Annotated in this window: 18 protein-coding genes and 2 pseudogenes; 3 read left to right on the top strand and 17 right to left on the bottom strand. The window is 37.5% G+C overall.

The window, feature by feature from the left end; all coding sequences use genetic code 11:
* Window positions 1–13: 13 nt before the first annotated feature.
* From B2008_RS08065 to B2008_RS08030, 8 genes and pseudogenes are all read right to left on the bottom strand, one after another.
* Window positions 14–4,705 (bottom strand): type ISP restriction/modification enzyme, encoded by a 4,692-nt coding sequence (locus B2008_RS08065; RefSeq protein WP_281829831.1) that lies wholly within the window; start codon window positions 4,703–4,705, stop codon window positions 14–16.
* A 239-nt stretch (window positions 4,706–4,944) separates the two neighbouring features.
* Entirely contained in the window at window positions 4,945–5,874 is a 930-nt protein-coding gene (locus tag B2008_RS08060) for a glycosyltransferase family 2 protein (protein WP_281829832.1), read from the bottom strand.
* Between the two features lie 55 nt (window positions 5,875–5,929).
* Window positions 5,930–6,097 (bottom strand): hypothetical protein, encoded by a 168-nt coding sequence (locus tag B2008_RS08055; RefSeq protein ID WP_281829833.1) that lies wholly within the window; start codon window positions 6,095–6,097, stop codon window positions 5,930–5,932.
* A gap of 24 nt (window positions 6,098–6,121) precedes the next feature.
* Window positions 6,122–6,283 carry a hypothetical protein gene (locus B2008_RS08050; protein ID WP_281829834.1) on the bottom strand — a complete coding sequence of 54 codons (162 nt, stop codon included), beginning with the start codon at window positions 6,281–6,283 and terminating at the stop codon, window positions 6,122–6,124.
* The gene (locus B2008_RS08045) at window positions 6,280–7,158 is read right to left on the bottom strand and encodes a hypothetical protein (protein ID WP_281829835.1); all 879 of its coding nucleotides are present in this window, start codon (window positions 7,156–7,158) and stop codon (window positions 6,280–6,282) included. The genes B2008_RS08050 and B2008_RS08045 overlap by 4 nt, the downstream gene beginning before the upstream one ends.
* Before the next feature lie 72 nt (window positions 7,159–7,230).
* Complete coding sequence (locus B2008_RS08040; protein ID WP_281829836.1) at window positions 7,231–7,398, bottom strand: hypothetical protein; 168 nt, start codon at window positions 7,396–7,398, stop codon at window positions 7,231–7,233.
* Between the two features lie 21 nt (window positions 7,399–7,419).
* Window positions 7,420–7,802: pseudogene (locus B2008_RS08035) on the bottom strand (GtrA family protein).
* Between the two features lie 190 nt (window positions 7,803–7,992).
* Window positions 7,993–9,485, bottom strand: a pseudogene (locus B2008_RS08030) (hypothetical protein).
* 168 nt (window positions 9,486–9,653) lie between these two features.
* On the opposite strand from B2008_RS08030, the gene B2008_RS08025 reads away from it, so the two are divergent.
* Together B2008_RS08025 and B2008_RS08020 are read left to right on the top strand one after the other, a co-directional pair.
* Complete coding sequence (locus tag B2008_RS08025) at window positions 9,654–11,093, top strand: APC family permease (protein ID WP_281829837.1); 1,440 nt, start codon at window positions 9,654–9,656, stop codon at window positions 11,091–11,093.
* A gap of 94 nt (window positions 11,094–11,187) precedes the next feature.
* Complete coding sequence (locus B2008_RS08020) at window positions 11,188–11,634, top strand: Fur family transcriptional regulator (RefSeq protein ID WP_281829838.1); 447 nt, start codon at window positions 11,188–11,190, stop codon at window positions 11,632–11,634.
* A 32-nt stretch (window positions 11,635–11,666) separates the two neighbouring features.
* On the opposite strand, the gene B2008_RS08015 is transcribed toward B2008_RS08020, so the two are convergent.
* Window positions 11,667–13,262: a GW dipeptide domain-containing protein gene (locus tag B2008_RS08015; protein ID WP_414672004.1), complete on the bottom strand. Its 1,596-nt coding sequence runs from the start codon at window positions 13,260–13,262 to the stop codon at window positions 11,667–11,669.
* A gap of 165 nt (window positions 13,263–13,427) precedes the next feature.
* Here B2008_RS08015 and clpP point away from each other — a divergent pair, with 165 nt between their 5' ends.
* Window positions 13,428–14,012: an ATP-dependent Clp endopeptidase proteolytic subunit ClpP gene (gene clpP / locus B2008_RS08010; RefSeq protein ID WP_281829840.1), complete on the top strand. Its 585-nt coding sequence runs from the start codon at window positions 13,428–13,430 to the stop codon at window positions 14,010–14,012.
* A 52-nt stretch (window positions 14,013–14,064) separates the two neighbouring features.
* On the opposite strand, the gene whiA is transcribed toward clpP, so the two are convergent.
* The 8 genes from whiA to trxB all read right to left on the bottom strand — a co-directional run bounded on the left by whiA (window position 14,065) and on the right by trxB (window position 25,356).
* Window positions 14,065–15,000, bottom strand: a complete 936-nt coding sequence (gene whiA, locus B2008_RS08005; RefSeq protein ID WP_281830073.1) for a DNA-binding protein WhiA — start codon at window positions 14,998–15,000, stop codon at window positions 14,065–14,067.
* Window positions 14,993–16,033 carry a gluconeogenesis factor YvcK family protein gene (locus B2008_RS08000; RefSeq protein ID WP_281829841.1) on the bottom strand — a complete coding sequence of 347 codons (1,041 nt, stop codon included), beginning with the start codon at window positions 16,031–16,033 and terminating at the stop codon, window positions 14,993–14,995. The genes whiA and B2008_RS08000 overlap by 8 nt, the downstream gene beginning before the upstream one ends.
* 9 nt (window positions 16,034–16,042) lie before the next feature.
* Window positions 16,043–16,918: an RNase adapter RapZ gene (rapZ, locus tag B2008_RS07995; RefSeq protein ID WP_006351850.1), complete on the bottom strand. Its 876-nt coding sequence runs from the start codon at window positions 16,916–16,918 to the stop codon at window positions 16,043–16,045.
* A 102-nt stretch (window positions 16,919–17,020) separates the two neighbouring features.
* Window positions 17,021–17,560, bottom strand: coding sequence for an HdeD family acid-resistance protein (locus tag B2008_RS07990; RefSeq protein ID WP_281829842.1), 540 nt, complete (start codon window positions 17,558–17,560; stop codon window positions 17,021–17,023).
* Between the two features lie 52 nt (window positions 17,561–17,612).
* Window positions 17,613–20,468 carry an excinuclease ABC subunit UvrA gene (uvrA, locus tag B2008_RS07985; protein WP_281829843.1) on the bottom strand — a complete coding sequence of 952 codons (2,856 nt, stop codon included), beginning with the start codon at window positions 20,466–20,468 and terminating at the stop codon, window positions 17,613–17,615.
* Entirely contained in the window at window positions 20,458–22,503 is a 2,046-nt protein-coding gene (gene uvrB, locus B2008_RS07980) for an excinuclease ABC subunit UvrB (RefSeq protein WP_281829844.1), read from the bottom strand. Before uvrB ends, uvrA begins: the two co-directional genes overlap by 11 nt.
* A 104-nt stretch (window positions 22,504–22,607) precedes the next feature.
* Complete coding sequence (locus B2008_RS07975) at window positions 22,608–24,332, bottom strand: phospho-sugar mutase (RefSeq protein ID WP_281829845.1); 1,725 nt, start codon at window positions 24,330–24,332, stop codon at window positions 22,608–22,610.
* A gap of 97 nt (window positions 24,333–24,429) precedes the next feature.
* Window positions 24,430–25,356: a thioredoxin-disulfide reductase gene (gene trxB / locus B2008_RS07970; RefSeq protein WP_006351855.1), complete on the bottom strand. Its 927-nt coding sequence runs from the start codon at window positions 25,354–25,356 to the stop codon at window positions 24,430–24,432.
* Window positions 25,357–25,400: the final 44 nt, after the last annotated feature.

Below are 25,400 nucleotides of genomic sequence, written 5' to 3'. Positions count from 1 at the left end.
CTCATAGTTATATCTAATTTTTTTCTACTCTTAACGATGGAAGTTCATTAATTAAATCAACTGTTTGAACGGAAACATTAATAATTCTCAAAAGCAAATTAAAGATATATTTCGGATCATTACTATAATTATTGGGATCATCTGTTATTCCCGCTTTCTTATAAGATTCAGTATTGTGAATTCGATATTGATCCATAATCCACTCTATCGCTGATTTACCATTAACAACATAACGATAAGCTTTTTCAGGAATATTTGAAATTGTAATGAACTTATTAAAGATAATAGTCGACTTATCATTTCTATTATTAAACTTCATTCTGGTAACTTTATAATTTGCATTATCTTTATATTTAATGCTCAATTTATCATATATTGGTACACTTTCATAATTTAAATGAAGATTAATTAATTTCTTTCCTACTTCAATATATTTTTCCTTGAAATCAACATTTGGAATGCGTGCTAATCCCTTTAATAAGTCGTTAGCATATTTTTTTTGATAATCTGCAGAATTCAATAAGCCATAAATAAAAGGAAAAATATCTTCTTTATTCAAATCATACTTCTCAGTAAAAATATCATTTATATTGGGCCTACTTATGATTAGCTCGTTAGTTTCCTGATTATCGAATTCATAGAACCCCTGTCCATTCATCATAAACTGATAGTCTGGAATACGATCAGTTATTAAGACACTAAACGGTCTATTAGAGCCATTACCAGTAGTTACTATAGAAAGATTCTTTTTTCCCCAGAGATCATAATAATTTGATTGTCTGTGGAGCAGTTGTTTGTCAAAGTAAATCCATTTTTTAGTAAAAGGACGATATGAAATTAACTGGCTTTTATTATTAAATTTTATTTTTTTAAGTTCAAAAGCCGACTTCTTTAGTTCTTCACTCCAATTTAATTTGGTAGGATCATAATTCAAATCATCTTTATCTAATACTTTATGTAAACTTTGAAGCCTATCTACTTCATCATTGTAATTTTTTACAAGTCTTTTAGCATTATTTAAAGCTTGCTTTTTAGAGAAGCTATAAACCCAAGGATCACGAGAAGATACTATTCCCGTACAATTATTTAAAAATGGCGAATCTTTTTCTCCTGAAATAGATGGATAATTTCGATAATTGGGATCCCTTTTATTAATCCAATCATTGTTTTTATCGGGGTTTATTGTTTCCCACTTCATATTACCAATGGAACTATTATTTTTTATGATATCCAGTTTTTCTTTTCTAGATAGATAATCTCCTATATCACAATAAAAAAGTTCATGTTTATCAGAATCATCCTTTATGAGCACACTTATAGCTATTGGAGCTCTACTACCTGAATCGAAAATTTTTCCCCCTTCTTTTCGTGATTCTTCTCCTTGTGTACGCTGATTACCACGCAAATTAAAGATATATAGATGATTATATTCTTTATATAATGACGCTCTTAATCCATCGGTACTATTGCTATCTAAAAAACTACCATTTGAAACAAAGCCAATAATCCCTTGTTTTCCTATGCGATCTGTAGCCCATCGAAATGCCTTTACATAACTATCCATTAATGAATTTTTGGCATTTGACGATGAAAACTTAATATATGTGTTTCTAATTTGATCTTCTAACTTAGAATAGTGTACATTTTGATTATTATCACTTTCAGAACTTTGACCTTTAGAATATGGTGGATTAGAAATGATTGCTGTAATAGGTTGTTTTTGTTGTTCTTTCAATCGTTTATTATTCGTGCCAAATATATCATTATCTAAAGTATTTTGATTCTCAGTACTTTCAAATGTATCCGTTAAAACTATTCCTTCAAATGGTTTATATCCTCTATCTGGACCATTTACTTCGTCAAATACTGCTTCAATATTGACTGCGGCAATATAATAACTTAAAAGTATAATTTCATTAGCATGTAATTCGTGTAAATATTTTCGAAGTATATCTTCATATTTTATTTTATGATTTTCCATCAATTCTTTTAAATACTGTAAAGTACGTGTAATAAATGTACCAGTTCCTGTAAACGGATCAAGAATATGTACATTTTCACTTGCCAATGATTTCCCAAAATATCTATTTAATGCATAGTCCACCGAATGAATAATAAAATCTACTACTTCAACTGGAGTAAATACTATTCCCATCGATTTTGTTGTCTTGGGAAATCCTGTCCTAAAGAAACTATTATACAATTGAACAATTACTTTTTGCTTTGCTTGAACATTATCCAAGCCTTCTACACGTTCTCTAACAGATTCATAAAGTGGCTCCAAAGACTTTTGTTCCTTATCAAATCCATATAATTCAAAAGCAGATATAACTTTATTCAAGACTTGAGAAACAGGATTATTTTGCGCAAAATGATAATCACTAAATAGTGCATCAAAAATAGGCTGAGTAATTAAATGTTGAGCCATCATTTCTATGGCTTGTTCTTTAGTAATCGAATCATTGATATTATAGTGAAGTCCCTTTATAAACTGATTAAATGCTGACTTAGCACCAGGTTCTGTTTCAATCAAATCGTTGATCTTATTTATGTGTCGTTTAGCAATGTCAGCAACGTCCTTAGAAAAATCTTCTAGGTATCTTCTATTACCGACTTTCTCAACAATTCTCCCATAAAAGGCATTTTTTACATCCTTCCAGTCGTCAAGATCTAATTTTAACTGTTCGGTTTTAGGATCTTTTTGATTATTTTTAAATGAGTCCTCATCAACCGCACCAGAAGGAGCATTTCCAATATTGTTAAGACCTATTCTATCTGGCTTCTTTTTATTTAATTGTAATTGATTAATAGTAGCCTCAAAACGTTCATCTACTGACCGTAAGGCATTAAGAACCTGCCAAACCTCTTTATACTTTTTATTATCATCTAGGACCTTTGCCGGATCGCTTTGTGCATCAACTACGATTGGTAAAATAATATAGCCATATTCTTTTCCTTCAAATTGACGCATAATTCGTCCAACTGCTTGAACAATATCAATTTGTGATTTTTTAGGGCTAAAGAAAATTACTGCATCTAAGTTAGGTACATCTATTCCCTCTGTCAAAAATTGAACATTAGAAAGAATATGAGCTTGGTTTTCAGGTACATCGCCAGCCAACCAATCAATCTCTTCTTTCTTCTTCATAGCATCCATTGATCCATCAACATGTCGAACATCAACAGAAAAGCTATCCTTAGCATTATCACCTAAATACTCATTTATTACAGTGTTGAATTCTCGGGTTATTTGCTTTGAATGAACGATTCTATCTGAAAAAGCTATAGCTCTCTTCATTGGTGCGCCAGTAATTTCACCAGTTATACCATTTCTCTTAACCATAGCGTTCCAAACACCAATAATTTTACCGATATCATTTGTATCAAGCTCATTATCAGTATTTTTCATAATCCCTTGCATATTCTTATGAATATAATGTTCGTCAATTGCAAGTACTGATACCTTATAATCTGTTAATGCACCACAATTAACAGCCTGTCCAAAGGTTAATCGTGCAATTTCTTTTCCGTAAATTGACTCATCATCCATTGAAGCAATTTCAATACTCTGTTCTACAGCCTTTCTCTTAGCATTCTGACCGTAGATTTTAGGTGTCGCTGTTTGATATAGTCTTTTTTCTGCTTTAACTATTTTATTATCGTGAACCTCAGTAAATACACTTGGATCACCTATTTCACTTGATCCAGTTGTCCTGTGAGCTTCATCAGCAACAATAAGGTCAAATTCAGGAAAGCCATGCTTTTGTGCTTGCGAAACTTTATCAATTGACTGATAAGTTGAAAATACTACAACGAAATTCTTTTTATTCTTATTAAAGTTAATTTTTTTATAGTTTTCTAAAAGTTTTTCAACATCAGTTGTTGCAGGGAAACCAATATCTTGAGCGCTTAAATCTTCACTATTTTTTGAAGCTTTCGCATCCGAGACAACAGAAAAACTTTCCATGTCTAAACTAGTATCAGCATCATTATTCCAATTTCTTAATGTCTGAGAGAGCAATTGTATGCTCGGAACGAGATATAAAACATGATAGATTGACTTATGCTGTTGTTTCATTAACCCCTCAGCAATCTGTAAACTTGTGAAAGTTTTACCAGTACCAGGAGCCATAATAAGTTTTCCACGATCATGCAGTTTATAATAATCCAAAGCTTTTTTAATAATTGGACGTTGGTATCCTCTTGGTTCTCTAGGCTCTTTAGTTAAAGTCTTATTTTTGCCTTCAAAATTAAAAAGTTGCCAATTAATATGTGCATCACGTAAATCTGATAAAGTTACCAATGCGACTGGGTTAGTTCTGTGACCTAAATCATTTTCAGCATTTTTACCCCATTTATCTGTAGTTGTAACTAAAATACCATCGTTATACACGCTTTTTCCTTCCTCTGAAAGGAATGAATCGATAGTAGCTTTACCTACCTTACCTTTATAGAATTTAGCCTGTACAGCGGTTAATTTACCCGTATGACGATCTCTAGCAACAATATCTACCCCAGTGTCCTTCTTGGAAATATTATATTCTTCGGGAACATCTTTTAGCATCCAAACTTTATCGTATTTATGCTTGTATTTTGGTTCATTTTCCAAATATGCTACTACCAATTTTTCGAAAGCAGTACCACGATTTCTATTTCCAGTAACATTGTCATTTATTTGTTGAATCAATTCATCAAACTTGGCCATAACTCTATATCTCCTATTGTCAGCTTGTAATACCTTTATTGTACTTTATAAAGTACAATTCCTTTAAATGAATTTTAAAACTTCTAAAAGTAATAATGAGTGATTTGGTTAGCATTTGGGTATCGTTTGACTCATTATCATGCCTAAATCATTGATATTATAAGCTTCCTTGACTCCCAGGGGACCCATCAAAAAAGCTCATAATCGTACAACCGCGATTATGAGCTTTTTGTTTTTGACTATTTTTTCTCCTGCACAATGTAAATTGGTCGTTCTTTAACCTGCAAGAAGATTTTGCCAATATATCTTCCAATAATACCAATGCACAATAATTGTAAGCCACCAATTAATAAAATACTGCTTACCAGTGATGCCCAGCCAAATACTGCAGCATCTGGATTGAAAGCATGACGAATGATAACAGCTATAAAGCCAATGATCGACACTAATGAAGCAAAACTGCCAATCCAGACCGCAATATTTAAGGGAGCAAGCGAGAAGTCGGCAATTCCATCTGAAGCATATTTGAATAATTTCCATGCGCTCCAATCACTTGTACCGGCCACTCTTTCGACATTATGATAATCAAGATATTTTGTTCTAAATCCGACCCAAGAAAAAATTCCTTTAGAAAAACGACTATATTCACGCATTTCTAACACAGCATCAACCACCTGTCTCGTCATCATTCGATAATCACGCGCACCGGAAACAATCTGGGTATTAGAAATACGATTAATAAACTTATAAAATTGATCGCTCAAGAAAGACTTAATCTTGGCCTCACCAGTTCGATCTACCCTTCTTGTTCCAATACAGTCCCATTCTCCTGACTCCAAAAGCTTATACATTTTAGGCAAGAACTCTGGCGGATCCTGCAAATCGACGTCCATGTCAACGATATAATCGCCAGTAGCATTTTTAAGACCAGCATATAAGGCTGCTTCTTTGCCAAAATTGCGCGAAAAGGACAAATAATGAACTTCTTCCGGATGTGCTTTATGCAGCTTGCGCAATTCATTTAAAGTATTATCTGTTGAACCATCATTGACAAAAATATACTCAATTTTCACCGGCATCTTTTTGACAACCTTTTCAACTGCCGGATAAAACAGCGGAACAGTTTCTTCTTCTTCATAGCAAGGAACAACAATTGATAACTTCTTCATTAATTTGCCTTCTTTATATACTTAAAAATACCAAAAGCCAATAAACTTAACAAAGCTAGAATGCTTGGACATAATAAAACCAAATTGGCGTCTTGAAGTGCAATGTAGCAACATTTTCGCCAGCTTTCTGTGTAATAGTCGGACTGCCGATTCTGCTTAATTGCGTTTTGATTTTTTTACCATTTACAGTTAGTTCAGATTGTTTATAAAGCACTACTGGCAATTTTATCTTGCCTGTTTTTTTATTTTACCATTTGAGCTGCAAGACACCGCCACTCAACACTTGATAATGAAACTTGCCGCTCAAATCCGGCTCGACAATCTCACGCACATAAGCATTATCAACCTTTTTAGCAGATATTTTGCCATGGTATGTCGGCAGATAATCTGGATTTACTTTGATGATCAAATCAAGCCACGCGCGGCCGTTTGAACGAAGACTTGACCATGCTCAGTATTGCTGACGCCGAAGGTTCGATATTTATTTTTGAGATCTTGGACATAATTATAATGGCTGGCGTGCAAAGCTTGACTATTCTCGCCAGACTTTGCGTTTTTTACCGTATAAACCCGGCTCTGATTAAGAGCTGTATGCTGAATGATCCGGGAATAATTTGCACCAACATTTTCAAAAATTACAAAAGCAAGACCGGCGTAAGCGACCTTCTGCCAAGCCTGATATTTGCTTAATTCCGTCAAGCTTAAAGCAATTCCCAATCCTAATAACGGATAGGCAATGATTAAAAGTCGATGCGGAAATTGCAAATACGATTTTAAAAATGGCATTGCTTTGCTCAGAGCCTGCCAATTGATTAAACAAGTAGAAAGAATGAAGAAGATTCCACCCTCAATTGAAACGATAAAATTGAGCTTATTTGTCTTAAATCTAGTCAAAGCAAAAATGATTTGAACGGTAAACAAAATGGCTAGTCCGATCATGATCATATTTCGCAAACTGCCGTAAGAATTTAATTTAACTGAAGCAAAGGCCAGTGAATGTGGAACTGTCGCTACCAATTTGTTATTGAGCATTACCAGCAGCATCCCGCCCCAAGCAATCAAATTTGTATGATCAAACCATGCTTGAATTGAACCAATATTAATGTATAAAACTGCCACCATCACGCTAGCAATTTCGTTAGCTTTAGCCTTTCGTGCCAGGAAATACATACCTGTGCCTGCACCTATGCACAGAATTAAGTAAGTTAAAATCTGATAGCCAAACCAGCTGCCGCAAATTAACAGCAAAAAGCCATTAAAGTAGGCAAAAAACGGCCCGTACATTGCATTGATTATTCGTCCGCTATGATTAAAGGCAAAGTTGGCCTGAAAATAGGAAAAATGGCCTGTTCTTATTTACTCTTCCGCATCATAAAAACGATTGTAATGAAAAATCGTATCGATATTGATTACTAATTGTCCGTTGGACAACTGAATTTCTGCAAGCAAAAGCGTTGCTAAAATAATAATTAGAAAGGGCCAGGTTCTATTCAAAAATTGATTCAACTGAATTCTTTTGCTCATCTTGTTATCTTTGTCACTTTCCTACTTCTTGAAGGTAATTGCTTTATTAACAACAAACTGAATTAAAGTTGCAATAATGGTTGAGACGATCTTTAACACTAATGCGTTTTGACCTAACAGCGTTACAAAAATGAAGATGCATGCTGTTGTAAACAGTGTCGTGATTTGTCCTACTAGATAGTATTCAACAGACCGCCGCCACATATGATCATTCACTTTGAAGTTGGCATAAAGTTCCAGAAAGAATTATTGATTAAGCCGCAACTTGAAGAAATAAAATTTGCCAGTTCAGGATTGATTTCTAGACAAATCGCTAATAGCCAATATATGCCGAAATCAACGACCAAGCCTAAAACTCCAATCAAGCCATATTTAATTAGTTCAATAAAGCTTTCACTTCTTATTAGTGAAGCAACTTGTTGTTTTTCATCACTATATCCTACTTGCTATTCTTGTTAATTTTTACGTTAGTATTTATGATAACGTATTTTAGTCAAAATTTGCATTACATTTAAAAAGCAAAACTTTTTTACGCATTTTAAATATGGAAACAAAAAAGCTGTCCCAAATAGGACAGCTCATTTAATTAAAAAACTAATTTGCAGTACCTGAAGTTAATTCAGCTCTTTGTGCAAATTGAACATAAAGCTTAGAACCACTTGCAGAAATTCCTTCGATTTCTCGACGAACATTGAAGCGGTAATGTTTTTCTGCAGTACCATTTTCTGCGACCTTAAAGATATTATCGTTAAAGCCTACGTAGAAGTGACCATTGCCATAAGCAAAACCTTGAACAGGAGCACCGTTCTTCACAAAATTGCCTTTTGTTGCGCCGACTTCAGTTGCATGCCAAACGTCATTGCTTAAAGTAAGCTTCCAGTATTTATAGTAGCCATTGCCACCATTATGGAACAAAGCATACATTGTACCATCACCACTGAAAGTTGCGTTGTGGATGTAACGGTTATCTGCGATTTGGAAAGTCCAGATCTTGTTGATCTTCATATCGCTCTTGCGGATTTGCAAAATTTCTTCTGCACGATTGCCGTTTCTATAATTATTATCATTAGCCATTACATAAATATAAGCACTGGATGAACCTAAAGACTGACCATGACCCAATTTAATATACGGTGAAACCTTGATGTTCTTAGCATAGCTCTTAAAAGTGCTCCATTTCATGGTAGTCAAATTCTGTGCAGCAGTTTTGCTCTTAAGTGCATTTAAGTTATAGGAAACCAAGTGGCCATATTGACTGGATGAGCTAGTGAACATTGAAGTAGTGAAAATACCACCATTAACAGTCATACCTTCCGGAATAACGCCAACTTGACCCATTGTGTCTGCAGCTTGGTTGTAGCCTAAACTTACAAACCGTGGCTGGAACAATCTTGTCTTCAATGTCAAACCGTTGCTCTTAAAAGTATTGCCAGTAGTTTCTGAGCGATAACCGTGTGCACTGTTCCAATTTCTTGAAGAGCTCTTCGATGATCCCTTCCATGGACTAACTTCGGTAAGGCCTTTTTTAACTGAAGCGGATGGTGAAGCTGGATAATTTTGGTGAACATTTACTTGCACTGAAGCTTGTGCTTTACCGTAACTATACTTTACAGTTGTTGATTTTGAAGAGACGCTACTTTGAGAAACATTGACCTTGCTTGGATTAATGGCCGTACCTTGGCTGTCAGTAACGTAGTTAATTGCGTCTCTAGTTGGGAATGAATAGCTTGATCCACTGACTAAATCAACGCTTCCGGCTACAGAAATCTTATTTCTTGCAAAGAAATTTTGACTACCCAGCCGACATGACGTCCATCGACGTAAATATCCCAGAAGTTGCCTTTCTTTGTAGAAAGGTATTTCTTAGATTGAATTTGGCCATTCTTAAAATATTTAGTGGAAGTAAATTTCCCAGATGGACCATTTTTAGTTACGCGATGATAAATTGCATAGTTGCCTGTACCTGCAATTTTAGTCACAGCTTTGCTGTAGCTTTTAGCAGAAACTGTTTCATTGCTTGCGATACCTACTGAACTTGCTAACAAAATACCTGCTGCTATGGCAGCAAATTTCCATTTACTTTTCATTCATATTCCTCCAAAGCAAAAGAAACTAATACTCTAGTATTTTAGCATATTATTTCATTTATCAATTACTAGTTTTTTATTAGAAGAATATTAATGCAGAGGTATTATATATATATGTAGAGTATAATGTAAAAAGTTCACAATTGTTTTTAGATATAGGAGATATTTATGGTAGAAACGGAAAATAATCAAAAAAAAATGATGTGGACTACCTTAGCAATGATGGCCTTCTCAACTGTCTGGGGCTTTGGTAACGTTGTTAATGGTTATGTCTACTTCGACGGAACAAGAGTTATTTTCAGCTGGATCGTCATGTTCCTGCTTTATTTTGTTCCTTATGCACTAATGGTTGGTGAACTTGGTGCTACTTTTAAAAACTCCGAAGGTGGTGTTTCCTCATGGGTTAACGCCACAATGGGTGCCAAATGGGCCTACTATGCAGGTTGGACCTATTGGGCTTGTCACGTTGTTTATATTTCAAGTAAAGGTACCGGTGGTTTGAGAGCTATGGCTTGGGGCATTTTTGGCAATACTAATTGGTATGATGCCTTGCCAACCTTTACCACACAATTAGCCACCTTAGCTGTCTTCTTATTCTTCTGCTGGGTTGCCAGTCGTGGTATTCCTGTTCTTAAAGGTTTAGCCACAGTTGCCGGAACTTCAATGTTTATCATGTCAATTCTATTCATCATCATGATGTTTGCAGCTCCTGCACTTAATCCACATGCTTCTTATTACAGCATTAACTGGAATTGGAAGAATTTGATGCCAACTTTCAATGTTAAATACCTAACCTCACTATCCATCTTGGTATTCGGGGTTGGTGGCTGTGAAAAGATTTCTCCTTATGTAAATAAGGTTAAAGATCCATCAAAAAACTTCCCTAAGGCAATGATGGCCTTAGCGATTATGGTTATGGTATCCGCTATTTTAGGAACATTTGCTATGGCTTTGATGTTTGATCCTAAAGTTGTTAACAACAACTTGAACGAATACATTTCTAACGGTGCATATATAGCCTTTGATAAATTGGGGCAATACTACCATGTTGGCGGCTTACTCATGTACATCTATTCTTGGTGCAACGTTATTGGTCAGTTCTCTACTTTGGTAATCAGTATCGATGCGCCACTTAGAATGCTTTTGGGAAGCAAGGAAGCAAAAGAGTATATTCCTAAGCGCTTGTTGAAACTTAACAAACATGGCGCATATATCAATGGTATCTGGATGGTTATCATCCTTTCTGGTGGCTTAATCGTAGCCCAAGCTTTGCTTCCAAATGCTCAAGCAGTTATGGCTCAACTGGTTAAATTGAACTCAACTACAATGCCAATGCGTTACCTTTGGGTATTTGCAGCCTACATTGCGTTAAGAAAGCAACAGCAAAAATTTGCTAAAAACACTACTTATCAGATGACTAAGCATCAAGGCTTGGCCTACACAGCCGGAATTTGGTGTTTCTTTGTTACTGCAGCCTGCTGTATCATGGGAATTTACTCACCAGATCCATTTACCTTGTTCTTAAATATCATTACGCCAATTATCTTGATCGCTTTGGGTATTATCTTGCCTGCTATCAAAAAGCATCAAGACGCCAAATTAAGTTAATCATATTTAGAATAATTATAAATAAAACCGTCCTTTTTCGGGCGGTTTTATTTTTTTAATGCTAAACTCAGCTTAGAAATATGAGGTGAGAAAATTGACTAGTGCTAAAGATATTCTTCATGATCATCATTTAAAGGCAACTAGGCCTAGACAAAAGATACTGGAATATCTGATGGAACATCACAATCATCCTACTGTGGATACAATATATACCGATCTGGCCCATGATCAGCAGCTTAACAAGGCAACGATATATAATACTTTAAACACTCTGATCAGTGTTGGCATTGTAATTGAGATTAAAAACGGTGATAATTCGACTCACTATGACTTTTTCATGAAGCCCCATTTTCATATCATTTGTAAAAATTGCGGCAAAATTTCTGATGTTTTTTACCCAAATTTTGATCAGATTGAAAATAAAATGCGAGTTGAGGCTGAGAAACAAACCGGATTTAATGCCTTTTCCAGTCACCTGGAAATCTACGGTCTGTGTTCAGAATGTCAAAAATTAGAAAAGAAAGCACAAAAAAACAGCTAAAGCCAAGATTGCTTTAGCTGTTTTTATTTGTCTTACTTGAGACTGTTGCTTTCAAGCAATTCAGCACGTTGAGCCAAGTTAGCGTATAACTTGTTGTCGCTGACTGAGATGCCTTCAATTTCACGTCCAGTAGTAAATGTGTATGACTTCTTGATAGTACCATCAGTGCCTAAACGAACGATCAAATCGTTAAAAGCAATGTAGAAGTTCTTGTTAGTAGAATCATAAGTAAAGCCTTGAACTGGTTCGTTATTGCCTACAAAAGTGCTGCTGGTTGCACCAACAATAGTTGGGTTCCAGTTATCACCGGTACGGTCAAATCTCCAGTATTCATAACGATCTTTAGTTGAATCGTAGTAAAGGCCATACATCAAGTAATCGTTAACGATAACGGCATTCTTGAAGTAGCGTGGTGATGCGCTGCTGCCATTCCAGCATTTAATGGTCCAGATCTTGTGGATAGTTAAATCAGTCTTGTTAAGTTGAATGATTTCTTCAGAAGCATCGGAGTCAACTTTACTATTGTCATTAGCCAATAAGTAAACATACTTAGAACTTGCACCCATTGATTGACCGTGGCCAATTGGAACATATGGACTTACCTTAATGTTCTTAACGTAAGTATTAAATTTGCTTTGTGACATGGTTAATAAATATTGTGGGTTGTATGGACTTACAAGTTTGTTCAAGTTGTAGCCAACGACGTGACCAGAAGTCAAGTTGATGTGACTTAATAAACTAGTGTATGCCCACCCATCTGAAACAGTAACCCCTTCTGGAATATGACCTACACGGTTGATATTACCATCACGAGTAGTATCAGTCTCAACGCTTAAGAAGACTGGTTGATATAATCTAGTAGTTAAAGTCATATCATCACTGGTCCAGCTGTGGGTCTTAGTTTCTGCGGTGAAATCTGTTGGACTTAAGTAGTTCAAAGATGCACCATAGTGGCTAACCCAACTGGGTAACTTGTTGGTACCTGTCTTAGCTGTAACCTTATCAGCATCAGCAATACCTTCAGAAGTAGTCTTTCTAACTGTTACAGTTGAAGTTGCTGAACCTGATCCATAAGAATATGTAACTTTGGTAGTACCAGCAGTACCACAATCAATGGTATCTTTTGAAACTGTTACTTCAGTATTGTCAACAACAGTACCAGTGCTATCGGTTGCATAGCTAATTGCGTCTCTAGTATTGAAACTATAATTTGGATTGTTTACCAAAGAAACTGTCTTAGGAACAGAAATCTTGTTTCGAGCAAAGTAACGTTGGTTTACCCAACCTACACGACGACCATCGACATAAATCAACCAATAAGTATACTTGCTGGTTTTAATGCTTTGGTTTGATTGAATGTGGTTATAACGGAAATTAATTGCGTCTGCCACTTTGGTAGAAACCTTACCGTTACGAACATTTTTCCACACCGTGTAGTTTTTGCTACCGGCAACCTTGGTCATTAATTGATAACTAGTTACTGTTTGAGCGGCCTTTTTGGTTGTATCTGTTTTTTTGCTAGTAGTGGCTTCATCAGTAGAAGCAGCATTTACACCATTGGCAAAACCAAATAAGCCAACACCAAACAACGCAACTGAACCTACGGCTAAAAATTTCTTATAGTTCAAATTGTTTCCTCCATTACCTAAATACTCAGATAATGCTATTGTAATATAAAAGTGCTGAAATAAAAAATACAAAATCAATACACTTTGTTTGACAGTCATGTGCGTAAGTGATTTAATTAGCACTGTACTTGAAAGAGTGCTAATGATTTTTGAGGAGGCAAATATATGCTTGTACCTACAGTTATTGAGCAAACTGCGCGTGGTGAACGTGCTTATGACATTTACTCACGCCTATTAAAAGACAGAATTATTATGCTTCATGGCGAAATCAATGACCAAATGGCCAATTCAATTATCGCCCAATTATTATTTCTTGACGCACAAGACAATACAAAAGATATTTCACTTTACATCAATTCTCCAGGTGGTGTTATCACTTCTGGTCTTGCAATTATGGATACAATGAACTTTATTAAGTCAGATGTTTCAACAATTGCAATTGGGCTGGCTGCTTCAATGGCTTCAATTCTTTTGACCAGCGGTACTAAAGGCAAGCGTTTTGCTTTACCTAACTCTACCGTTTTGATTCACCAACCACTGGGTGGTGCTCAAGGTCAACAGACTGATATTCAAATCGCAGCTGATGAAATTTTGAAGAGCCGTAAGAAGATCAACAAAATTTTGCACGAAACTACTGGTCAACCTTTGGACAAGATTCAAAAGGATACCGAACGTGACAACTACTTAACTGCTGAAGAAGCTAAGGAATATGGCTTGATCGATGAGATTATGGTCAACAAGAAGAAGTAATAGTTCTGCTAGTTAAAGCAAAAGACGAAGGAAAAATTTCCTTCGTCTTTTTTTAGTCTCTTAAATTATCAGCAATTTCATGCAAACGTTTAAAGCGATGGTTAACGCCTGATTTTGAAATTGGGCCATCCGGTACTTGTTCAGCTACCTCTTTTAAGGAAAGTTCTGGATGTGTCAAACGGAATCTAGCCAAATTCTGCAACTTTTCAGGAAGGCTATCAATGCCCTTTTTCTCATCGATCAGTTGAATATCTTCTACCTGCTTTGCGGCTGCTGTTGCTGTTTTTTTCAAATTAGCGGTATCGCAATTTACCAATCGATTAACTGAATTGCGCATATCACGCATAATTCTCAAATCTTCAAAAGACAGCATTGCATTCAATGCCCCAACAATATGCAAAAAGTCTCCGATCTTTTCAGCTTCCTTTAAATAAACAATGTAGCCACTGCGCCGCTTGGTTGTCTTTGCATTTAAGTAAAAATACTTATTCATCAGCTTAGCCAGATCTTCGTTATGGTCTTCATAAGTAGAATAAATTTCCAAATGATAACGACTGGTTTCCGGATTGTTTACGCTGCCACCGGCCAAAAAGGCACCTCGCAAATAAGACATTGCTCCTTCGTGGGAATTCATAATTCGTTCGGGTACACGGGTAATCAAGCCCTTTTCTGGATCCCAAATCTGCAATGCTTCCAAAATATCGTTTACTTTTTGCTGCAGCCGAACCAGATATTGATTATTCTTCTTTAATTTCATCTTACGGGAAACGATCAATAACGGCTCAACACCAAAAGCAACTTTAATTAAAGTAAAAACTCTTCTAGCAATGGCTGGATTTTCAGTTGTAATATCTAGACTAAATTGGTGATCGTGAAGATTTAAAACCCCGTTCATTCGCAAAAAAGCAGCTAACTCGGCTTTAGCGTGTTCCGGATGCACCTCTAAAGAAGTTAGCTCTTTTTTCACATCGCTAGCATAACTAGCCATTATCTTCATCCATACGCTTTCTTGACATCGCTTCGAAAGCTAAATTGATAATTTCTTTACCAACCTTATGTCCGTCATGGAAGACCAAACCATGACGCTGATCAATAAAGTCGTCCGTAATTACTCGGCATTCTTGTTCTCTTAAACCTTTAAAATCATTTCTTACAGGTTCAAGGTATTCATCATAATCTTCTGGGTGGAATTTGCTCATATCGATTTTAGCGCCATTAACCAATGCCGTATTGATATAATGTCCGCCCAAATGCTCATTAATAACGCGTACGTGGTCGGCATCACTAAAGTGATCAGTTTCACCACGCTGAGTCATAATGTTGCAAATATAAATTACTTCAGCTTTGGTTTCGCGAACTGCTTGACCTAAGTTTGAAATCATCAAGTTAGGCAAAATCGAAGTAAATAAGCTTCCTGGGCCAAGTACAACGGCATCAGCCTGCATAATAGCTGCTAAAACAGGCAGCACCGCCGTTGGCTGCTCATCATCGGTGTCAGTTACCCAAACTCGTTTGATTCTTTTATCTTTTGAAGTAATTTCCGTTTCACCAGATTCTTTAGTCCCGTCAACAAATTCCGCATTTAAAGTCAACGGTTCATTCGAAGCCGGAAAAACGTGCCCATCGACATGCATCATCCTTGATAAACTTTGAACAGCATCGAAGATATTTCCATGCATTTCATTCAAAGCAGCAATAATCAAATTACCGATAGCATGACCTGAGAAGAATGAATCCGATGAATCAAATCGATACTGGAAAACATCCTTTTCTTCTTGAGAAATATCACTTAAAGAAACCAAAACGTTTCTAATATCACCAGGTGGAACAACGTTAATAAAGTTGCGGATCGTACCTGAAGAGCCACCATCATCTGATACAGTGACAATCGCGGTGATTTCAGCATTTTGATCTTTTAGAGCATTGAGAATAACTGGCAAGCCTGTACCACCGCCAATAACTACAACACGTGGCCGTCTGCCTTTAATAACTCTAATGATTCTGTTTTCTGCATATGACACTTATGCCACCTACTTTCTTAGATAACGACTTACTTCACGGTGAGTAATATCAACAGGATACTTTTTAGCTAAATCGCGGGCCAATTGTTGAGCAATCGAAACGCTGCGGTGCTGGCCACCAGTACAGCCGATTGCAATTGTCAGCTTTTCCTTGCCTTCTTTAATATAGCCCGGAATCGCAGTATTCAGCAAATCAAGCAGCTTTTTATAAAAAGCCTGTGTTTCTTCCTTATTCATGACGTAATCAAATACGCGCTTATCAAGACCCGTAAATGGTCTTAATTCAGGAATATAGAATGGATTTGGCAAGAACCTGACATCCATCACAATATCAGCATCAATCGGCATCCCATATTTGAAACCAAATGACATAACTTCAATAGAGAATGGCTGACGTTTGCGATCGCTAAATTCACTCAAAAGCTTCTGTTTTAATTCTTTAGTAGAAATTTTGGACGTATCAATAATGTAATTTGATCTATTCTTGATTGGCGTTAAAATTCGTCTTTCTTCTTGAATTCCATCAAGAAGGCGGCCATTGGTGGCTAAAGGTGGAAGCCGTCTTGTTTCTTTATATCTTGCTACCAGAGTATCATCGGAGCAATCTAGAAAGACAATCGTTGCTTGCACATTGCCGTTATCTTCCAGAGAATTGACTTCATTAAGCAAATCATTGTAAAAGTCCTTAACACGCAGGTCGATTACAACAGCAACTTTTTTGAAATCATTGGAATTGATAATCAAATCCCAAAAACTCCCCAGCAAAGTCGGTGGCAAATTATCGACGACAAAATATCCCATATCTTCAAGGGCATGGGCAGCAACCGTTTTTCCGGCCCCACTCATCCCGGTCACAATTAATAATTGTTTTTTCTCATCAGCCATAGTGCTCTCTCCTATCTAATTAATTATAGCATACCGGGTGTTTCTTTTAAATCTTTTCAAAAACAAAAAGAGCCTCTCGGCTCCTTTTGTTATTTCTTTAAATTAACGGTGCATCCAAGCAGTGATAATTTCGTTAATACCGAATACCAAAAGCCAAAACGCAACCAACCAGATCAAGCTAAGAGCAGCTAAAATTGGATTCAAAATTAAGACAACAGCGATAATCAAACTTAAAATGTTCATAATTAAATTGAAAATGAAGTAGCCTTTTGAAAAGTCCTTCAAGTGCCATGAAAAACTGATTCCGACAATTGAATCAACGAAGAACCAAATAGCGAACAGGTAGGCAATTGTTAAGCCGCCGATATCGTATGAACATAAGAATAAAATACCCACGACGATATCAAGAATACCTGAGACTAAAGTTACCCAGCTGCGTGAGAAGAATTGACGGAAGCGTGAGTAGCCAGCCAGCCAAACAAGACCTTGTAAAATTGAAACAATCCCGAATACTAAAACAAAGGCATGCAAACCTTTTTCAGGGTTACGAATAAGCAAAAATGCAACTACGACCATCAAAATACCGGCAATAAATGCACCCCAGTCGAAGCCACGATTATTATCTCTAGAAAAACTATCCATGGTTTATCCTCCTTGTTCTTCATTCTACACTAATTAGAAAATAATAAAATAATTATTTTGTTTTATTTGACTTCTTAGCTTCTTTTGTCAATTCAGTGTCTCTCTTTAAAACAGGAGCAAGATATTGGCCGGTATAGCTTTCTTTAACTTCTGCTATTTCTTCTGGCGTTCCTGTAGCTACGACCATGCCGCCGCCATCGCCGCCTTCTGGTCCAAGATCAATCAGCCAGTCCGCACACTTAATCACATCTAAGTTGTGTTCAATAATTAAAACGGTGTTTCCTTCATCAACCAAACGTTGGAGAACATTCATCAGTCGTTTTATATCATCTGTATGCAGACCAGTCGTTGGTTCATCCAGAATATAGAAGTTTTTGCCTGTCGACAATTTTTGCAATTCGGCAGCCAGTTTCATTCTTTGAGCTTCACCACCGGAAAGAGTAGTTGCAGACTGACCAAGTTTTACATAGCCCAGACCTACATCGACAATAGTTTGCAGCTTGCGTTCAATTTTTGGAATGTTCTTGAAAAACTCCGTTGCTTCGTTGATCGTCATGTCTAACACTTGGGCAATATTCTTTTCACGGTAAGTTACTTCGAGCGTTTCAGAGTTATAACGCGTACCATGGCAGACCTCGCAAGGCACATAAACATCCGGTAAAAAGTTCATCTCAATCTTGATAATTCCATCGCCATGACAGGCTTCACATCTGCCACCTTTAACATTGAATGAAAAGCGAGCCTTGGTATAGCCGCGCATTTTTGCTTCATTGGTTTGCGCAAACAGCGCTCTAATATCATCGAATACGCTAGTATAAGTTGCTGGATTGCTGCGCGGCGTTCTGCCAATTGGACTCTGGTCAATATCAATAATTTTTTCGATATTTTTATATCCAGTAATACTCTTAAATTTACCTGGTTTAGTTGAATTATGATTTAGCTTTTGTGCTAGAGCCCGTTTCAAAATCATATTAACCAGAGTTGATTTGCCTGAACCAGAAACACCTGTCACCACGATCAGTTTTCCAAGTGGAAAATCAACATTGATATTTTTTAAATTGTTTTCAGCTGCACTCTTGATTGTGATCTTTTTGCCATTGCCTTTACGGCGTTTAAGCGGAACAGGTACGAACTTTTTGCCAGAAAGATATTGGCCGGTTAAAGAATTAGGATTCTTTTCAATTTCTTGCGGGGTACCAGCAGCCATCACCTTGCCGCCATATACACCAGCACCAGGACCCATATCAACCAAATAATCGGCCTGCCGCATAGTTTCGTCATCGTGTTCAACAACAATCAGCGAATTGCCCAAATCCCGCAGGTGTTTCAAAGACTTGATCAAACGATCATTGTCACGCTGGTGCAAACCAATTGAAGGTTCATCTAGCACATACATAACGCCGGACAAGTTAGACCCAATTTGGGTGGCTAACCTGATTCGCTGTGCCTCACCACCAGACAAAGTATTAGCAGAACGTGACAAAGTCAGATAATCAAGTCCAACGCTCACCAAGAAGGAAAGACGATCTCTAACCTCTTTCAAGATCGGTCGTGCAATCGTGGTCTTTTGCCCATTTAACTTTAGCTGCTTAAAGAATTTAAGTGCTTTATCGATTGATAAATCTGAGGCTTCAGCAATATCCTTGCCATCAATTTTTACAGCCAAAGCTTTTTCATTCAAACGCTTGCCATGACAGGTCGCACAGGTTAATTCCGTCATGTATTTGCCCATCACATCCCGCATGAATTTTGACATTGGGTGGCGATAGCGTCGATCAATATTGACCATGATTCCTTCAAATGGCTGTGTGGTATCATTAACGCCAAAATCACCTGTTAAATGGAATTCAACGGCCTTTTTTGAACCAAATAAAATTGTTTCTTTTTGGTGTTTGGTTAATTTATTAAACGGCTTATCCATTGGAATTTTCAAAGCTGCACAGGCTTGTTCCAACATGCCGCTATAATATTTGGAATTCTTCCAGGGAATAAGTGCACCCTCTGCCAAAGTTTTGCTTTTATCGGGGATAACTAAATCTTCATCAACTGAAAGCTTCATCCCTAAACCATCACAGGCCGGACAAGCACCGAATGGGGCATTAAATGAAAATAATCGTGGTTCCATTTCACCCACTGTGAAGCCACATTTTGGACAAGCATAGTACTCAGAAAAGTTAAGCATCTTGCCACCAATCACATCAACGTTCATATAGCCATCAGACAAACGCAATGCAGCTTCAACTGAATCAAACAGGCGTGAACGAATGCTTGGCTTAACGATTAAACGATCAACTACGATATCGATTGAGTGGCGCTTGTTTTTTTTAAGATAAAAATCTTCGCCTATTTCATGCATTTCTCCATCGACAACCACGCGCACATAACCAGCACGTTGAACCCGTTTGAAAACTTCCTTATGCTCACCGCGCTTGTCACGAATGACTGGTGCAAACAATTGAATTTTGCTGCGTTCAGGCAAAGCCATGATGCGGTCGACCATTTGATCCACACTCTGACGCTCGATCACAGTACCATCATTTGGACAAATTGGCGTGCCAACTCTTGCCCATAACAAGCGAAGGTAATCATTGATTTCTGTAACCGTACCAACTGTTGAACGAGGATTATGCGATGTCGTCTTTTGGTAGATGGAAATTGCAGGACTTAAGCCATCGATTGAATCAACATCTGGCTTATCCATTTGTCCTAAAAATTGCCGCGCATAGCTCGAAAGAGACTGAACATAACGCCGTCTTCCTTCTGCATATAAGGTATCAAAAGCTAAAGAACTTTTGCCTGAACCAGATAAGCCCGTTACCACAACCAGCTTATTCTTGGGAATTGTTAAATTCACATCTTTAAGATTGTGTTCGCGAGCACCACGAATTACGATTTGATCATTTGCCATTGAATGTCTTCCCTTTTCTCTTAATCGGCTTCTTGACTGATTTTTGCAATTCCATCATTGCGTCCCGCAAATTGGCTGCTTCTTCAAAATCGAGTTTTTTGGCAGCTTCTTGCATTTGTGCTTTGAGACTGTCGATCATCTTTTCTTTTTGCTTCTTTGTTAATTCATCGAAGTTCAAATCAGCAAAGCTATCCGACTTTTTATCCTTGTCATCAACTTGCTTGGTCGCTGAAATTGCTTGCCGAATTGGCTTGATAATTGTTTTTGGCGTTATGCCATGTTCTTTATTGAATTCCATCTGAATCTTGCGCCGACGGTTAGTTGCATCGATCGCTTCGCGCATTGAGTCGGTAATTGAATCAGCATACATGATTACTTCACCGTGAGCGTTACGAGCAGCCCGACCCATGGTCTGAACTAATGGCCGATATGCTCTTAAGAACCCCTCTTTATCCGCATCCAGAATTGCAACCAACGAAACTTCAGGAACGTCAATTCCTTCACGCAAAAGGTTAATTCCAATCAAAACGTCAAACTTGCCCAGTCGCAAATCGCGTAAAATTTGCATTCGTTCCAGCGTTTTAATATCGGAGTGAAGATAGCGAACCTTTATCCCAAGATCCTTCAAATAATCGGTTAAATCTTCAGCCATCTTTTTAGTAAGCGTAGTTACAAAAACACGCTCATTTCGTTCAATGCGTTTGTTGATTTCACCAACCAGATCATCGATCTGCCCTTCAATTGGGCGAACTTCTACTTTAGGATCCAGCAATCCGGTTGGTCGGATAATTTGTTCAACCTTATGATTGGTCCGTTCTAATTCATAATCTCCGGGTGTAGCGGAGACATATAAAATCTGGTTGACATGTTTTTCAAATTCAGAAAGCTTAAGTGGACGATTATCCAAAGCAGATGGCAAACGGAAACCATAATCAATCAACGTTTTCTTACGATTACGGTCACCATTGTACATCGCTCTTAATTCCGGCATTGTAGCATGGGATTCGTCGATTAAAATCAAAAAGTCATCTGGGAAGAAATCAAGCAAAGTATATGGTGGTTCACCGGCCTTCCGCCCTTCCATATGGCGAGAATAGTTTTCAATACCGTTAGTGTAGCCAACTTCACTCATCATTTCCATATCATAAGTCGTTCGCTGCTTAATCCTTTGCGCTTCAAGCAACTTGCCTTCGCCTTCGAATTTTTTGACTTGAACGTTCATTTCCTGAGAAATAGCTTGCAATGCACGCCGCATCTGTTCATCGTTAGTCATGAAGTGCGTAGCTGGGAATAATGAAATACTTTCCCGTTCACCAAAAATTTTACCAGTCAGAGAGTCGATTTCGACAATACGATCAATTTCATCGCCAAAAAATTCAATCCGATAAGCATGTTTGGAATTACCGGCTGGGAAGACTTCAACAACATCGCCTCGAACGCGGAAACGACCACGTCCAAAGTCGATATCGTTACGATCATATTGAATGTTGACGAGATCCCGCAATAAGACGTTTCGCTCAATCTCATCACCTTCATGCAAAGTCAAAACGCTTCTTGCGTATTCCCGTGGATCACCTAATCCATAAATACATGAAACAGAAGCCACGACAATAACATCGTTTCTTTCCATCAAGGCTGAGGTGGCAGCGTGACGAAGCTGATCGATTTCATCATTGATCGCAGAATCTTTTTCAATGTAAGTATCTGACTGCGGAACATAAGCTTCCGGCTGATAATAGTCATAGTAGGATACAAAATATTCAACAGCATTATGCGGAAAAAAGCTCTTAAATTCGCCATATAGTTGTCCAACCAAAGTTTTATTGTGCGATATTACCAAAGTTGGCTTATTTAATTTAGCAATGATATTGGCCATTGTGAAAGTTTTACCCGTTCCCGTGGCACCTTCAAGAATCTGTTCTTTATATTCTTTTTTAAAACCAGCGGTAAGTTTATCAATTGCTTGTTGCTGGTCACCAGCAGGACTGTATTTAGAAACTAGTTCGAATTTGCGATTTTCTTGTCGTTTAATCATTTGCCAAAGACTCCTCGTAAAAAAAGTTGGACTAAAAGCCCAACTTTCTTATTTTAACGTCTTCAATTTTACTACATCGAACGTGCTTTCGCACTAAATTTGCATTATTTTAACAGTTTTGACAAAGCATCTTGATAATCTTCAGCAGCTTTTTCTGCAGTTTCAATATCCTTCCGGTTAACGCCAACATATGCCTTAATAACAGGCTCGGTACCGGATGGACGTAAAGCCACCCAGGTTTCATCATCTAAGAAGTATTTCAAAACATTTGATTTTGGAAAACCAGTTAAGGCTTCTGAATTGCCATTTAAAGTCGTTGTTTGTTCTTCGAAGTCTTGAATTTTAACTACTTTGGCACCATTAATTTCAGACAAATGCTCTTGACGAAGACGACTCATTAATTCTGCCATCTTCTTTTGGCCACCGATTCCTGGCATTTCAATTGCTTTAGTAATTTCATAAGCAACGCCGTATTTCTTCCAGATTTCTTGCAAGCCATCAAAAACGGTCATGTTCTTAGAAGCATAATAGCTAGCTACTTCTGCAAACATTAAAGCTCCCTGCATAGCATCCTTATCACGAGCAAACGGCTTAAATAAGTAGCCATAGCTTTCTTCAAAGCCCATCAAGAATTTAGCATCCTGCGCTTTGTTCATACGATCGACTTCTTCGCCGATGTACTTGAATCCAGTTAAAACATGTTTGGTTTTAATTCCGAAATCCTTAGCAATCTTAAATGGCAAAGCACTTGAAACTACTGAAGTGACAATTTCATAATTTGCATCCAGCTTGCCGCTTTCTTTCAAGTGAACCAATAAGTAATATGCCATTAAGGTGGCAATTTGATTGCCAGTCAATACTTGGAAGTCGCCATTGCCTTTTCTAACTGCGGCACCCATACGATCGGCATCTGGGTCAGTAGCAATAATGACGTTGGCATTAACTTTATCGGCCAATTTGAAGCCTGGTTTGAAAACGTCACGGTATTCAGGATTAGGTTTGATTGTTGTCGGAAATTCTGGGTCAATAATTGATTGACTCGGAACAGGAATAATATTATCAAAGCCGCCTTGTCTAAATGCACGATCATACAGCATCTTGCCTGTACCATGAAGCGGAGTATAAATAATTTTTAGCTTATCGGCGTTTTGCTTGATCATTTCTGTATCAATGTTGACTTGTTTCAAGTGTTCAAGATAGGCTTCATCAACATCTTCACCAATTAATTGCAAAAGACCATCCGCACGGAGTTGTGGTACCGGAGCAGCCTTAACAGAAAAGATATCCTTTACCTTTTGTGCATATGCAAATAAACGATTAGCATGTTCTGGCGCAATCTGTGCACCATCTTCGCCATATGCCTTATAACCGTTGTATTGCTTGGCATTATGTGAAGCCGTGATATTAATACCTGCAAAAGTATGCAAATAACGAACGGCAAATGACAATTCTGGCGTTGGGCGCAAGTCATCAAACAAGTAGACGTGAATGCCATGGGCACCCAAAATTCTTGCAGCATGTTCTGCGAATTCTCTTGAGTGGTAACGTGAATCAAAAGAAATAGCAACACCACGCTTTTTAGCTTCTTCACCATTTTCATCGATTAAGCGGGCCCACCCCTCAGTCACGCGACCAATTGTAAACAAATTAATTCGATTAGTTCCAGGTTCTAGACGTCCACGCATTCCAGCCGTTCCGAAATTGATATCCTGACCAAATGCATCTTCAATCCATTTTTCATCTTTACCTAAAGTATTTAATTGATCTTGTAAATAATCTGGCAAATTAGTAGCAGCTTGCCATTGTTCATAAATTTCTTTTGCTAACATGAATGCCTCAATTCTTATCTAAAATTAAATTCTCAGTTAATATTGTACTATTTTTTGTAAAAAAAGAGACCCACTTAAGTTAAGTGAGTCTATAATGTTAGTCATCTAAATTTTGAAGATAATTATATGCTTCTTGACCTGCGATGCTGCCGTCTCCAACCGCATTTGCAATTTGACGCAAATCTTTGGCACGAACATCCCCTAAAGCTAAAATGCCAGGAACTTTTGTCCGCATATGATCATCCGTCTTAACCCAGCCATATTCATCCAAAATATCGAGATTCTTGAATGGAGCCGTTTGCGGAATTACACCAACATAGATGAAAACGCCGGCAACTTGCAATTTCTTTTCTTCACCGGTCTTCTTATCTTTATAAGCAATATCGGTAATTTTATTGCCATCACCTTCAATTGCTTGTGTTTGTGCGTTCCAGATAAATTTCATCTTTTTATTGGCAAAAGCCTTCTTTTGCAAATCAGGTTGGGCACGCAATTGATCTCTGCGGTGAATAACCGTCACGGATTTAGCTAATTGTGAAAGATAAATTCCTTCTTCAATTGCGGAATCTCCACCACCAATTACGGCAACGTCTTCATCCTTAAAGAAGGCTGCATCACAGACGGCACAATAGGAAACTCCTCTGCCAGAATATTCTTCTTCACCAGGAACATTAAGCTTTTTATGATCAGCACCCGAAGCAATGATGACAACCTTGGCCGTATATTCAGCTGTATCTGTCTTAACAATTTTATTCTCACCATCAAGACTCACAGCTTGTACATCACCGTATTCGAAATCAGGCTTGAATTTCATTGCTGACTGATACATTTTTTCTGCAAGTTCTGGTCCTTTAACTTCGGTAAAACCAGGATAATTATCAATTGCATCAGTATTATTCATTTGTCCGCCATAAGGTCCACGGTCTAAAATTAGAACATTTAAATTTGCTCGAGCTGCATAAAGTGCTGCAGTTAATCCACCGGGGCCGGCACCAATAATAATTACATCATATTCTTTTGCCATTTGTTATGCCCTTTCCTTACTTTTCATAAGTGTATTTTACTATG

Origin of the sequence: Lactobacillus sp. UBA5813 (assembly GCF_002417895.1) — a bacterium.
Lineage (GTDB): Bacteria > Bacillota > Bacilli > Lactobacillales > Lactobacillaceae > Lactobacillus > Lactobacillus amylolyticus.
Note: the sequence above shows the minus strand (reverse complement) of the source record. Positions and strands in the feature narration are given on the sequence as shown.

Excerpts from the sequence above, each read along its gene's own strand:
- uvrA (WP_281829843.1), bottom strand. The coding sequence starts at position 20,468 with ATGGCAAATGATCAAATCGTAATTCGTGGTGCTCGCGAACACAATCTT.
- B2008_RS08060 (WP_281829832.1), bottom strand. The coding sequence starts at position 5,874 with ATGAAGAAGTTATCAATTGTTGTTCCTTGCTATGAAGAAGAAGAAACT.
- B2008_RS08040 (WP_281829836.1), bottom strand. The coding sequence starts at position 7,398 with ATGAGCAAAAGAATTCAGTTGAATCAATTTTTGAATAGAACCTGGCCC.
- B2008_RS07975 (WP_281829845.1), bottom strand. The coding sequence starts at position 24,332 with ATGTTAGCAAAAGAAATTTATGAACAATGGCAAGCTGCTACTAATTTG.
- B2008_RS07990 (WP_281829842.1), bottom strand. The coding sequence starts at position 17,560 with ATGGATAGTTTTTCTAGAGATAATAATCGTGGCTTCGACTGGGGTGCA.
- uvrB (WP_281829844.1), bottom strand. The coding sequence starts at position 22,503 with ATGATTAAACGACAAGAAAATCGCAAATTCGAACTAGTTTCTAAATAC.
- B2008_RS08045 (WP_281829835.1), bottom strand. The coding sequence starts at position 7,158 with ATGTACGGGCCGTTTTTTGCCTACTTTAATGGCTTTTTGCTGTTAATT.
- rapZ (WP_006351850.1), bottom strand. The coding sequence starts at position 16,918 with ATGGCTGATGAGAAAAAACAATTATTAATTGTGACCGGGATGAGTGGG.
- trxB (WP_006351855.1), bottom strand. The coding sequence starts at position 25,356 with ATGGCAAAAGAATATGATGTAATTATTATTGGTGCCGGCCCCGGTGGA.
- clpP (WP_281829840.1), top strand. The coding sequence starts at position 13,428 with ATGCTTGTACCTACAGTTATTGAGCAAACTGCGCGTGGTGAACGTGCT.
- B2008_RS08025 (WP_281829837.1), top strand. The coding sequence starts at position 9,654 with ATGGTAGAAACGGAAAATAATCAAAAAAAAATGATGTGGACTACCTTA.
- B2008_RS08065 (WP_281829831.1), bottom strand. The coding sequence starts at position 4,705 with ATGGCCAAGTTTGATGAATTGATTCAACAAATAAATGACAATGTTACT.
- whiA (WP_281830073.1), bottom strand. The coding sequence starts at position 15,000 with ATGGCTAGTTATGCTAGCGATGTGAAAAAAGAGCTAACTTCTTTAGAG.